This is a genomic window from Vibrio nereis NBRC 15637, from assembly GCF_001591105.1.
GTDB lineage: Bacteria > Pseudomonadota > Gammaproteobacteria > Enterobacterales > Vibrionaceae > Vibrio > Vibrio nereis.
Map to the genome: position 1 here is coordinate 342,272 of NZ_BCUD01000001.1, position 12,540 is coordinate 354,811.

Sequence of the window (12,540 nt, forward strand, 5' to 3'; positions counted from 1 at the left end):
AGTGGTTGCTGTCTCGTCAAAGTGTTTGGCGAATGTGTTTCAGTGAATTTACTGGGTCTTATTTTTCTTCGGCGTACGTCTTACCCACGCCAAACCGATAAAGCCAAGTAGTGATAACCATCCAATACTGCCGCCGCCACTACCTCCACCTGAATGAGAAGGTGCAGGGTCATTGAACATTGGCTGGCCTTTGTCGGCACGACGCGATTCCGTTGGGGCTGACTCACGTTGTTGGCGTGCTTGTTGTTCCTTTTCAACGCGTTGTTGATTACGGCGCTCAATCCCCAGCTCTTCAAACACTTGCTCTTCAACCACAAGCAATGAAGTGTAATCGGTGAGCAAACCGTACTCTAAGGCTATGTCTTCGATGGCTTGTTGTGAGTCTGAATCTTTATGTTCAAAGTAATTCATAGTCTCTTCAAGGTCGCGAATCGCGGAGAATGCCCAAATACGTTCCAGTTCTGGGTGCTCTGTCGCTTTTTCAGGTAACGTGACTTCGGTTGTGTACTGTTTCTCTTGTCCAGCGATTTTCATCGAGAGCGTTAACTCCGCTTGGCCCGGTTTGAAGTAATGGCCGAGTACGGTCAGTTGTTCACCACGGTATAGAGAGCGAATATCTTGAGGCGTTAAATCTTTAATCTTTGCTCCGTTCACCTTGAGCTCAATATCTCGGTAAGCATGATGATTAAGCTTGCTGGTGGCATTCATCAAGTGACCCATGATGTCGTCGGAGTTTGAAACACTGGCAGCAAAACCGTCACTGATCTTAGTCATAGGTTCAAGCAGTGGGCGATTGGCGCTGTTACCCATGATGAAGGTAAATAGACGCACATCGGCTTGTTCGACTAACTTCAAGAAGGCACTTTTCTCTGTTGTCCCCACATTGGCAACGCCATCGGTGACCAGAACCACACCGGTAACTCGGTCGTCGTCTAAGTTTCTTAGTCCTTTCTTCAGGCCCGCATATAGGTTGGTTCCTCCACCGACACCGAGTGTGTTAATTTTTTCAATAGCTTGGTTAACTCGCTCAGGAGTGACCGCTTGATAGCCGTTGGTAATGTCAACCACGCTGTCATCAAACATAATGATTTGGAACCTGTCTTGCGTTGGCAGTTTATGTAGGGCTTTTTTTACGCCTTCGGCCAACGTTGCGTACTTGCCTTGCATTGAGCCAGAACGGTCGAGAATAAATACCCAGTCTCTTGGTTGCGTGATGGCACTGAGATCATCGCCTGGAGTGAATGTGATTTTAACGGTACCTCGGTCACTTTCTTGAGGATCGCGGTAAGCCAGCATGTCTACTCGGCCTGGTACGCCCTCAGCAAGTCGCCAGTAAGCTACGATGTCTTGATTTAAGTTGAAAGCAGGTGCGTTGCTTACGTTAGAGGGTTGTGCGATGCCACTTTTATCACTTCCTTCAATTCCCGCGTTACCGTCAACGTTTGTGCTGAGATTGCCAAGTTGCGCACTCCAAATGGTATGTTCACCATCAGGGCTATGAGACAGCAGGGCCTTAGGGTGAGAAGGTAGTCGCACGCCATCCACTGGGTAGCCAGACTTTAAGGTCATGGTGAAACTGAAATCTTGTTCAACGCGGTCATTACGAGTCCAAAACGAGTCTGCCGCTGCATCGGTGCCGCCTTCTTCCATTGGGTAAACATAACGTCCGACGCCGTGATCAAGGATCGCGTCTTGCAAGTAGACCAGTCGAACTTTGACACTTTGATTTGGCAATACTGGGAAAACACGCATAGAGAATGCTTTATAGCCGTCTTTCTCCGTGAGTGCAGTAGAGCGACCTTGAGCCTTCTGATCATTATAAATTTGGCGGGCTTGCTGTTTTTTTACCGCTTCGGCAATGACAGGTTGGCCATTAATCCAATAAATGAACTCGCCAACGACAGCTTTCTCAGGAACAGGGAAGGTGTATAGCGCTTCCAACTGATGATCGTTAGGGTTTGCAAAGGTTTGTTCAATAGTCGTGGTTGCTATGCCGTCTTGAATGACGACATCGACGTGGTGAGTCTCAATAGTCAGTGATTGATATTGAGCATCGCTTGGCTTGAGTAAGCCCGCTGCAAAAAGGTTAGGGCTGATCAGAACGGCAAATATGATCAGGACAAAGCTGCATGCAAGGTCGATAACGCGACGCACATTGCTTTTTAATTGGCTTAGTGGGTTATGGTCCATGTTGCCTCCGTTCCTAAGTGGTTAGACCTCATTCTAGAGAGGGCTAGGATGCAACACACGGAGCGGGAGGCGTAGGGTTATTGTCTAAGTAACATAATGAGCGACTAGAAGTGATTTCTTATGTTACTCAGTGCTGGTTGTGTTATTAATTTGGTCAAATAAGTCGAAATGCCAACGTCGCAATGCCACCACAAGGGACGTGCCGTTCCGCTCATCAATACCCAGCTGTTTGTCATCATGACAAGCGGAGTAAAATTCATCGACCAGCCTTTGTAATCTTTGTTGGAACTTTTGGTTAGTGAGTGGCGTCATTAAACCCGTTGCCAAAACTAACTTCTCATCTTGGCGATTAAAGTAACTACGGAAAAATTCGGAAAGCACGTCGTTGAGGAAAAAGGTTTGAATGGGGCCGCCAGCAATCCAGTTAAAATCTGGTGAGAGCATCAGCTTTACTCGGTTCCCAGGTTGCAATTCAATGATGCCTAAGCGATCAAGTTCTGCCAGCTTTTGAATAAGGGTGGTTTGACCGAGTGGGTATCGGGCAAGAATTTCATCAAACAAGAAGCCATTCATAACGCAAACCGCCACCATCAGCAGCACTTTATCATCAACGATTTGCTTTTCTTGGTCGAATGTTAATCCTTGCAGTGTTTTGCTGTCTTGCGCCACTAACGCAAATAGCTCCGACATTTCCATCCCAATAAGGTCGCAGATTTTGCTTAATCTCTCGAGACTGATTTGAGTGCCCGACGCCAAAAGACGTTTTACGGAACCTTCGCTTAGCTCTAAGTGGTTGGCAATGTCGACATATTGTATATCACGCAGTTTTAACTGCTTTTTCAGTTGCTTAATGAGTTGTTGGCTTTCTGACATGGTAAATTGGATTTCTATAGGCTTTTTTGCAGTCTATATGAAATCGATTTCCAAGTTGAGATTTAGTGGGGAGTTTTATCTCTGAATCATTCTGTTGTGATGGGGTGCAAGACTTGGGTATGTGCAAACCGCATAGGTGCGTTGGAAGAGGGAAAAGGAAGCTTGAAGGCTCCCTTTGGGCTTTTGGGGTGTGGTATTTGGGTCCGTAAAATCCGTCAACTAAGGCTTTGTTTTGTCGATGACCGCCAGTTTGGCTCGAATAAATTCACTGTGATCCACATACAACAGCTCTGCCGTTTTACGAATCACGGCATCTTCAAGCGGGTCTATTTCCCCGTCAGCATGGGCAACCTGCCACATGGCCTGAATCACTGAAAATCGTGTTTCTTGGCTCAATTCCCTTAGCTGTGACGTAAAGTCATACAGCGAAGCGGACTCTTTATTTATGTGATGAGCTCGTGATAATAGAGTTTGCGCTGCTGCTTCATCAATATTGAGTAACTTACACAGCAGGTAGTTTTTGGCCTTTGTTTCAGAGTCATCTATTTGGTAATCCGCGCCTGCGACTTCTGACAGTAGGCAAGCAATAGCCAGATTCGGATCTGTGGTTGAGTGATTGCTTAAATCCTTTCCATCTAGTAACTGTTTAAATAATTTAGTGATGGTGTTGACCATATGATTGCCCTCAGAAAAACGTCTTATTAATAGATAGCGATTGATAGGGCAGATCACAAGGGGATTTACACAATGCTTACTTTTCTTCTATCGGTGGAAAATCGATTTCCTGACCTTCTGCAGTGAGTATGGATACGCGCTGCGGTTTACCTTGCGGATCTAACCTTAATTCACCAACCGCACTCGCGTTAACGAGCTTGCGAGCACCTGATGTGTTCGGTTTGCGTTTTTTAATCTTCATTCGCTTACGCTTGGTGAAAAAGTTAAGCAATGAGCGCGGTGAATAAAGCAGACGGTCCGCATGGTCGCAAAAGCCCAATAGAGGCTCGGGAAAGTTATTTTTGATGCCACTGCAGGTGATCTGAAAGATGTTTGGGCTGCACTTTCTAAACCTGAGTTTGATGTCGTAAGCGAATGAGTAGTGCACATCGCCAGAGAGAATCACAAAATTGGTTGGGGTTTTGGTGTGGGTAAAAATACTCAGCAGAGTATTGGCACTGCCTGGATGCGCCATCCAGTTTTCTGCATCCACCACCAGAGGGTAGCCTAGACTGGTCATGGCACGTTGCAGGGCTTCAATAAACTTCACACCAAATATTGGCGCAGCAGAAACAATGATCACTTTATCTTGGTGCATCAGCTCTTGATGAAACTCTATCATCGCTTCCCAATCCATTAACCCCGAAGGCTTATTCATGCGCGATTCGGAGCGCCAGCGCCTTGTACGAGTATCCAGCACCACGACTTTGGGCGAGGTATGAATGGTGTAATGCCATTTTTCAAACGTGTACAAGTGTTGAATAAAAGCATCCTGTGACTCGCAGCTCGGGTCTGCAAAGTAAGTGTCAGCCAGCGTTAAAAATTCTTGGTTAAAGTTGTCAGGTTCATTTCCCCAGCCCTGACAAAGCCAGTAAGACAGCAAACCATTACCAATAATGCGTTTTGAGAAAGGGTTCTCATACGCCGCTTTTTCCCACCCTATGGTGAGGTTCCAATCATCAGTCACATCATGATCGTCAAAAATCATGTAAGTCGGAATGTGAGCCAGCAAACGTTGAGTGTGATGCAACCCAGCGACAAAACCGTCGATGTGTTTTTTCTCTTCACGCCACTTTTGCTGCCATTTAGGTTCGAGTTGCTTTCCATTATGCACAAAGCCCTGGTCGAGCAGACGTGTACGGTTCACGCAAGACCACAATTCTGGCGACCAAACCAGCAGGTACATGGCGAAAAACTCAGAAAAAGTAATTAAGTGGTTCTCGCAATCTGTCGAGGTAAAAATAGGCGCATGGCGATGTGGAAAAAATTTGCTGAGTAAACTGCCGTCATCGACGTAATGAGGCAATATCTTGTCTCGTCCATAGATGAAATCTGGGTGCGAGCGAAGCTCTGTGCAATCGGCAACAGGGCTGTCGGAGAAATTTTCTTTCGGTAAACCCAGTAAGTCGATGACTTGGTCAATGACATCCAAAGTCGGCCCGGCAACGTGATCGGCGTAGATTTGATCGCCGCTCATCATTAATAAGTCTGGTCGTTCGTGCAGTGCTTGGGTTTCCACTTTCTTGTCGGCAACGACGAGCGCATCTTTGCAAGGGTCATGTGGGTTTCGGCATGAACCGTGGACGATGTAATCCGCTTTGTCAGAAATGGTAATGCTCAAGCGTTTTTCATCACCATAAAGCAGATGCGGCGTTAGCTGCGTAAGGTCACCAAATTGAGTATCAAACTGGTAGTTCAACGCTGCATTGGTTGGAAATTCAGATTCAAATTTTGCTAACGTGACGAATGCATGTGTGCCGACCTGAATAGATTGCGCTTCACTTAAGTCAGCCGAGAAAAACGCAGAGTCGTTACCTTGTTTATAAAGTTGGAACGTTCCTTTTAACGGCTCGCGAGTGACGAGCCAAAACACGAGTTGATTGGACGTTGCTTTACGTAAAACAGGGCCAGCGATAAGAAAAGGAATCGTATTAGAGGTCATTAGGGTCTGTTTATCTTTCGTGGTTAATTTTTGTTCGAGATAAAAGCGTTTTAATCGCGGCGAGAGGTTTGTAGCTTAGTCATTCTAAGCAAAATACCTCTCAACAAAGAGTAAAACGCTTTTAGCCGAACCCTTCGGGCAGCGTTTGTGGTCCCTTTCTACTGCGTTATCGGCTTATCAGGTAGAACAACTACATTTCAAATCCTCTGCCTTGTATAAAGAACCCACAAACTGCTGCAAAAATCATCTCGAAAGGTAAACAGGCCCTAATCAGTCAGTTTCTTCTACTATATCTGGGTTCTCGAGTATTTCGATGACTTCTGAGCTTGTCAGCTCATGGCCCATCAGGAAGAGTGCTAGCATAGCATCTGCTTTTGTCTTTGTATCTGAGTCCTCTTCCAGAATTTGCTCAAAGCGCTGGCGGATCATATCTATTTCATGCTCGACAAATCCTCTGCCTTCTTCTTCCCCCTGAGTTTCCTCGGGTGCTGAATCAAACTCCAAAAACAGTAGCTCGCCATCAAGCTGAGTATGAGTGAGCCGCTCTGGAAGCCACAGTTCACCACACACAACCTCTGGGTCGGTGTTGTCGGGTAGGGAAGTCAGCAGTGTTTTTAGTTCGGACGCTTTCACAGTAGATTCATGTAGGAACAGGACGTTACCTATTTTAACGGCATACGACCCTTAAACATAAGTATTAACCTGCTCAATTGATTAATAAATGTGTCATTGAGGGCAGAAAATAGAATTCTCAACGAGTAATTGATTGAAGAGGGGACTTGGTAAGATAAGTAGAGGGACAAATAGAAAAGGTTCCAAGATCGAATCTTAGAACCTTTGTTATCAGAGAGACGGTGTTTTATTCACTAGGCAGTTCTTTGGCAACTTGACCAAGTGTATCAATGATCACATCGATGTGTTCTTTTTCGATGATAAGCGGTGGCGATAGCGCAATGGTGTTACCCATGCTACGTACCATAACGCCTTTGTCGTAACAACGCTTAAGAATATCGAAACCGATTGGTTTACCGTGCGAAGCTTCGGCAAATTGTACTGCACCGATCAAACCGTAGTTACGGATATCAACAATAGAGCCGATGCCTTTCAGTGAGTGAAGACCGTCTTCGAAGTACTGGCCAATCTCGCCACTACCACGAGTCAGTAGCCCTTCTTTTTCATAGATATCAAGCGTTGCTAAACCTGCTGCACAAGCGACAGGATGGCCTGAGTAAGTGTAGCCGTGGAAGAATTCAACCGCGCCTTCCGGTGCATTGTTGACCACTGTTTCGTAGATCTTGTCTTGAACAAATACTGCGCCCAGAGGTACAACACCGCTGCTGATACCTTTTGCTGACGTGATGAGATCTGGGATGACATCAAATTCTTCAGATGCGAATGGTGAGCCCAAACGTCCCCAGCCTGTGATAACTTCGTCAAAAATCAGCACGATATCGTGTTTAGTACAGATCTCTCTTAGACGACGTAGGTAACCTTTTGGTGGAAGGATTACGCCACCCGCACCCGAAATTGGCTCTACAATCACAGCCGCGACAGATTCCGCACCGTGGAACTGAATTAAGCGCTCAAGTTGTTCTGCTTTTTCAACGCCATTTTCTGGCAGGCCTTTGCTAAACGCGTTACGCGCGATATCTAGCGTGTGGTCTAGGTGGTCGGTTTGCAGTAAAGGGCCAAATCCTTTGCGGTTAGGAGTCAAACCGCCGACAGAAATGCCACCAAAGTTTACGCCGTGGTAACCTAGCTCGCGGCCGATTAGCTTGAATTTACCTGTGTTACCTTTTGCTTGTTGGTAAGCCAGTGCAATTTTTAACGCACTTTCCACTGCCTCAGAACCTGAGTTCGTAAAGAATACTTTGTTCAGGCCTGGTGGCGTGTATTTCACTAAACGCTCGGCGAATTCAAAACCAATGTCATGGCCAAAGTTGAACGGTGAGCTGTAGTCTAGCTCTGCAACTTGCTTGGCCATTGCTTCACCGATCTCTTTACGACCGTGACCTGCGTTCACACACCAAAGACCAGCCGTTGCATCCAGCATTTCGACGTTTTGGTCGGTGTAGCAATACATGCCTTCAGCACGATTGATGATGCGTGGGTTCTGTTTGAAATCGCGATTAGCGGTAAATGGCATCCAGAATGCTTCGTAACTGACTTTTTTATCCATGATCCACAAACTCTATGGTTGGTTAATGTTGCGGAGATGTTATTTGTAGTGTTGGATGTGTAAAATCATCGCGAATAAATATAAAGGTTTAGCGCTATCAAACTTTATCCTTCAGGGGCCACAAGCTTTACCGGGCGTCGTTTAGCTTTCCTTGCAAAAAACGAACAAATGCCTTTGCCGCGGTGGAAAGGTAGTGACTTGATTTCCAGCCAATGCCCAGTTGTAAAGGAATCGGGGGATCGAAAGGAATGGCTTTCAGCTCGGGATCATCGGCAACCAAAACGGGCAGGCAAGTGCCAATACCTACGTGGCGACGCACCATAGATTTGAGCAGCTCAGGTAGGTTGGTCTCAAAGTGAATATTGGGTTGTAGCTTAGATTGCTGGCAGTAACTGTTAACAGTTTCACGCAAAAAATAACCATTTTTAAACAGTACCAAAGGCTGTTGGCAGAACTCTTCCAGTGTGATGCTAGCGCGGGACGCGAACGGATGATCAGCCGGTACACAGGCGGCAATCTGATCTTTTGCAAGCAGAGTATGGCGAATTTGTTCATGATCTCTATCGCCGCGAATCAAAGCCAAATCTAATTCACCATTAACAAGCATCTGTGCCAGGGTTGCAGTACCTGCTTCATGAATTTTAATCTGAATGCCTGGGTAGGCTTTTTTGAATTGCTCTAAGGCATCCGGCAAAAAGTAGGATGCCAGCATAGCTGGGGAGCCAAAATGGATCACACCACGGGTTAAGCCTTTAAGCTCTTGGAGCTCTTTTTCTGCTTGCTCGACATCTTCCAAAATAATCTTCGCATGACGCAGTAAAACTTGCCCTTCTGCGGTCAGGCTCATTTGTCGCTCAGTGCGATTGATCAGTTTTAAATCCAATTGCTGCTCTAACTTTTTGATGCTCGTGCTTAACGCAGATTGCGCGATACCCAGCTGATCGGCCGCTTTGGTGAAGTTGCCAGTTTTGGCCAATTGGTTGAAATAATGTAGCCGCTTCAGATCCATCGTGATGACTCGCTATCTATTTTGTATATGGAAACTATACATACCATATATTGTTAATATATTCCTACAATCGTTATAGTTTTGTTGACTCAAGCGTCGGGCCGACTCGCTTAACAAAAACAAAATGACGTGAAAGGCAATTATGCTGCCAAGCCAAATAAGGAAGTGAAACAATGAACATTGCTAAGGTTTTTAATCAAAATGTAGAAGAACGTTGCGGATTTACTATCTCTTTGCACCCAGAGAGCCCGCGTTTACAAGTGGTGACTCTTGCAAAAGAAACCTTGGATACATTCTCTGATCTCATTCAAAACTACTCGCTTCAATCGATCGAATACAAACCGTTCCTTCGTTTCGCTGTGGCAGACGCGCTAGACAAAGCGTGTGACTACCAACTGGGTAAATTCCTAGTTGAAACCATGGAAGATCGCGAAACGGGTGCATTTTTGCTAGAGCCTTCTGAAGAGGCTATCGCGTCGTTTGAAGACAGCGATGAACAGCGCGAATTCTTTGTCGTTCTTTCTACGGCGATTTCACACTTAATCGGTATTCCAAACTTTGACGCGATGTACGGTAAATACTACGCACGTTTCACCGTGAAGAACGAAGATAACAGTGACAGTTACCTACGTCAGGCTCATCGTCGTATGGAACTGCACAACGACGGCACTTACGTGAATGAGCGTACCGATTTCGTATTGATGATGAAGATGGACGAGAAAAACATGCAAATGGGCGATTCACTGCTGCTGCACGTTGATGACTGGCAAGATCTGGATCGTTTCTACAACCACCCAATGGCGAAGCAAAACATTGTATGGGGCGCGCCACCAAGCAAAAACATCGGTTACACCATCGAGCATCCAGTGTTCTTCGAAGAAGACAAAAATGGCAAACCACACATGCTGTTCATTGACCAATTTGCTCAGCCACAAAACATGCAACAAGGTCTGTACCTGCACCAGATGGGCGAGTCTTTGGAGAACGACACTAACTGTATCAATGTTCGCGTGAATATCGGCAGCATGCTGGTGGTACAAAACCACTGCTGGCTACATGGCCGCGACAAGTTTGTTGCCCACGAAGGCTTGAAGCGTGAACTTCTGCGTCAACGTGGTCACTTTACTCGCTAGTAAATAGCCTCGCTTGCGGGGCTTATAGTCAAACGGCTTTACAGCTTAAGTCGGTGAAGCCGTTTCGCTATAACTAAAATAAAGAAAGTGAAGGAGCACGTAAGCGTGGAAAAAATATACGACTACATAGTAATTGGTGGCGGGATCGTAGGTGTCTCCACCGCGTGGCAACTACAAAGCCGCTTTCCAGATAAATCGATCCTGTTGATTGAAAAAGAATCAGGATTTTCTCGTCACCAGACAGGCCACAACAGCGGTGTGATTCACGCTGGTGTTTATTATGCACCGGGCAGTTTGAAGGCAGAGTTTTGTAAAGCTGGCGTTGCTGCGACTACCGAGTTCTGTGCGAAACACGATATTCCGGTCGAAAACTGCGGTAAATTGTTGGTCGCTACTTCGCCGCAAGAAGTGGAAAGAATGCAGGCGCTGTATGAGCGTTGTCATCAGAATGGGCTTGATGTTGAGCTGATTGATCAAAACGAACTGAAAAAACGTGAGCCGAATATCGTTGGCTTAGGCGCTATTTTTGTACCGACAACCAGCATTGTGAATTACCGCCAAGTGACCGAAAAAATGGCGGAAGAATTCGTTGAAACGGGTGGCACCATTCAGTTGGGGGCGGAAGTCACCAACCTAGTTGAAACCACAGAGAAAGTCTTGGTTTCTGCAACACGCGGCTCAGAGTCGTTGGCGTATCATGGCCAGTTTTTAGTTGTGTGCTCTGGTTTAATGGCGGATCGAATGACACGTATGATGGGGATTGAAACGGATTTTCAGATCATCCCTTATCGCGGCGAGTACTACCGTTTGCCTGCTAAATATAATGACATCGTCAATCACCTTATTTATCCAATCCCAGATCCAGACTTGCCATTCTTGGGCGTGCACTTAACGCGTATGATTGATGGTTCAGTAACCGTTGGTCCGAATGCAGTGCAAGGCTGGAAACGAGAAGGGTACGGCAAAATCAACTTCAATCTGCGTGATGTGCTAGACATGGTGAGCTTTCCTGGTTTTTGGAAAGTGTCGGCTAAGCACTTGAAGACGGGGCTGATTGAAACGAAGAACTCTTGGTGGAAACAAGGCTACTTGAAGCTGGTGAATAAGTACTGCCCAAAAATCAAAGTAGAAGACTTAGAATCATACCCAGCAGGTATTCGAGCGCAGGCGGTATTGAAAGATGGCACCTTAGTGCATGACTTTTTGTTCGCTGAAAGTGAGCGTAGCCTCCATGTATGTAATGCGCCGTCACCGGCAGCAACCTCTGCTATCCCAATTGGTGGCTACATTTGCGATAAGATCATGCAAAAACAGCAACTAGATAATGCTGAGAATGCCAACTCAGAAGTAGCCGACGTCGCGTAATATTCTTCTAAAAATAAAAAAGAGCCTGAAAGTGATCACTTCCAGGCTCTTTTTTATTCCGGCTTACTAAACGTTATGCTTTCGATAATAGTCACGCATGGTTTTAATAAACAGCGATCGCACTTTGTTCAGTGCATTGGTTTTTTTGGTGATCGCCATGATCTCTAAGTGATAAAACCGACGAGAAGGCGCGATCGCCACCAGTTCACCTGAATCAACATATGGTTTGGCATAGTTTTCTGGTAAATAACCGATAAAGCGAGAAGAAAGCAGCAGTGCCATCCGCGACTCGTAGTTGTAGGCGGTCGCTTTAAGGTTCATGTTGGCAAGGTGGCCATTGATACGCTCTTGAGTTTTTATACCCGCGTAGGTCACCGGAAAACCATCAATAATTTCATCGGTTAACTCTTCATCACTCAGCTGAGCCAACGGGTTATCTTTGCTCGCGTAGAGATAGCAAATGTCCGTATAAATGTGTTCGTATTCCAAGCCATCCAATTCACGGTGGAAGGGGATAAAGCCAATATCGGCTTCTTCTTGCATCACCATTCTTTCGATTTCTGTCATTCTGGCAACTTCGGCCGTTAAATAGACCTCTTGGGCTAATTTTGAAAACTTACGAATCACCGCAGGTATGCTGGCGCGGTGGTCCAAACTGATGGTGTCACTAAACAGGATCGTCAAGCTACCGGACAACTGAATGTCGAGGTGGTTAATGGTATTGCGGAAGTCTTCCAGTTCTCCCAGAAGCTTTACTGTAGCTTCATACACGACCGCCCCTTCTTCGGTTAACGCGAATCCAGATCGGCCACGGCGGCAAAGGATCAAATTTAAGCGAGATTCCAGATTAGAGATATGAATACTGATTGTTGATCGGCTGATATTGAGTTCGGTTTCTGCGGCTGAGAAACCGCCACAGTCAGCAACAACTTTAAAGATCTTAAGCTGTTTTATTTCATAGTCACCGATTTGACCGACAGGCGAAGGTTTTTTGCTCATTGTTTTAGGCTCGTAAAACTTTATGTTTACAGGGGAATATTTAACTCCCCCGACTGCTTGTTATTATTTTGTTATGTTTTTTGGTGATTATGCGCGATTTTGAGTTATTAATCTTTGAAGTTGCTAATATTTATAA

General features: G+C 45.8%; 10 protein-coding genes. 2 read left to right on the forward strand and 8 right to left on the reverse strand.

Annotated elements, in window-relative coordinates; genetic code table 11:
• Nucleotides 1–48: 48 nt before the first annotated feature.
• The 7 genes from VNE01S_RS01510 to VNE01S_RS01540 all read right to left on the reverse strand — a co-directional run bounded on the left by VNE01S_RS01510 (nucleotide 49) and on the right by VNE01S_RS01540 (nucleotide 8,907).
• Nucleotides 49–2,190, reverse strand: a complete 2,142-nt coding sequence (locus VNE01S_RS01510; protein ID WP_082331685.1) for a VIT and vWA domain-containing protein — start codon at nucleotides 2,188–2,190, stop codon at nucleotides 49–51.
• Between the two features lie 123 nt (nucleotides 2,191–2,313).
• The gene (locus VNE01S_RS01515; RefSeq protein ID WP_053395613.1) at nucleotides 2,314–3,063 is read right to left on the reverse strand and encodes a helix-turn-helix domain-containing protein; all 750 of its coding nucleotides are present in this window, start codon (nucleotides 3,061–3,063) and stop codon (nucleotides 2,314–2,316) included.
• A gap of 219 nt (nucleotides 3,064–3,282) precedes the next feature.
• Nucleotides 3,283–3,738, reverse strand: coding sequence for a tellurite resistance TerB family protein (locus tag VNE01S_RS01520; RefSeq protein ID WP_053395612.1), 456 nt, complete (start codon nucleotides 3,736–3,738; stop codon nucleotides 3,283–3,285).
• Nucleotides 3,739–3,814: 76 nt separating this feature from the next.
• On the reverse strand, nucleotides 3,815–5,719 hold the full coding sequence (locus tag VNE01S_RS01525) for an alkaline phosphatase D family protein (protein WP_053395611.1): 1,905 nt from the start codon (nucleotides 5,717–5,719) through the stop codon (nucleotides 3,815–3,817).
• Nucleotides 5,720–5,989: 270 nt separating this feature from the next.
• Entirely contained in the window at nucleotides 5,990–6,352 is a 363-nt protein-coding gene (locus VNE01S_RS01530) for a VC1380 family protein (protein ID WP_053395610.1), read from the reverse strand.
• Between the two features lie 226 nt (nucleotides 6,353–6,578).
• Nucleotides 6,579–7,898, reverse strand: a complete 1,320-nt coding sequence (gene aptA, locus VNE01S_RS01535) for an omega-aminotransferase AptA (protein WP_053395609.1) — start codon at nucleotides 7,896–7,898, stop codon at nucleotides 6,579–6,581.
• Nucleotides 7,899–8,025: 127 nt separating this feature from the next.
• Nucleotides 8,026–8,907 carry a LysR family transcriptional regulator gene (locus VNE01S_RS01540; protein ID WP_053395608.1) on the reverse strand — a complete coding sequence of 294 codons (882 nt, stop codon included), beginning with the start codon at nucleotides 8,905–8,907 and terminating at the stop codon, nucleotides 8,026–8,028.
• Nucleotides 8,908–9,080: 173 nt separating this feature from the next.
• Here VNE01S_RS01540 and glaH point away from each other — a divergent pair, with 173 nt between their 5' ends.
• The gene (gene glaH, locus VNE01S_RS01545) at nucleotides 9,081–10,040 is read left to right on the forward strand and encodes a glutarate dioxygenase GlaH (protein WP_053395607.1); all 960 of its coding nucleotides are present in this window, start codon (nucleotides 9,081–9,083) and stop codon (nucleotides 10,038–10,040) included.
• A gap of 105 nt (nucleotides 10,041–10,145) precedes the next feature.
• The gene (gene lhgD, locus VNE01S_RS01550; RefSeq protein WP_053395606.1) at nucleotides 10,146–11,405 is read left to right on the forward strand and encodes an L-2-hydroxyglutarate dehydrogenase; all 1,260 of its coding nucleotides are present in this window, start codon (nucleotides 10,146–10,148) and stop codon (nucleotides 11,403–11,405) included.
• 66 nt (nucleotides 11,406–11,471) lie between these two features.
• On the opposite strand, the gene VNE01S_RS01555 is transcribed toward lhgD, so the two are convergent.
• A complete protein-coding gene (locus VNE01S_RS01555; protein ID WP_053395605.1) occupies nucleotides 11,472–12,404 on the reverse strand; it encodes a LysR family transcriptional regulator in 933 nt (310 codons plus the stop codon).
• Nucleotides 12,405–12,540 lie beyond the last annotated feature (136 nt).

Bases quoted from the DNA above. Each gene is read 5' to 3' on its own strand.
- VNE01S_RS01510 (WP_082331685.1), bottom strand. From the start codon at position 2,190: ATGGACCATAACCCACTAAGCCAATTAAAAAGCAATGTGCGTCGCGTT.
- VNE01S_RS01515 (WP_053395613.1), bottom strand. From the start codon at position 3,063: ATGTCAGAAAGCCAACAACTCATTAAGCAACTGAAAAAGCAGTTAAAA.
- VNE01S_RS01520 (WP_053395612.1), bottom strand. From the start codon at position 3,738: ATGGTCAACACCATCACTAAATTATTTAAACAGTTACTAGATGGAAAG.
- VNE01S_RS01525 (WP_053395611.1), bottom strand. From the start codon at position 5,719: ATGACCTCTAATACGATTCCTTTTCTTATCGCTGGCCCTGTTTTACGT.
- aptA (WP_053395609.1), bottom strand. From the start codon at position 7,898: ATGGATAAAAAAGTCAGTTACGAAGCATTCTGGATGCCATTTACCGCT.
- VNE01S_RS01540 (WP_053395608.1), bottom strand. From the start codon at position 8,907: ATGGATCTGAAGCGGCTACATTATTTCAACCAATTGGCCAAAACTGGC.
- glaH (WP_053395607.1), top strand. From the start codon at position 9,081: ATGAACATTGCTAAGGTTTTTAATCAAAATGTAGAAGAACGTTGCGGA.
- VNE01S_RS01555 (WP_053395605.1), bottom strand. From the start codon at position 12,404: ATGAGCAAAAAACCTTCGCCTGTCGGTCAAATCGGTGACTATGAAATA.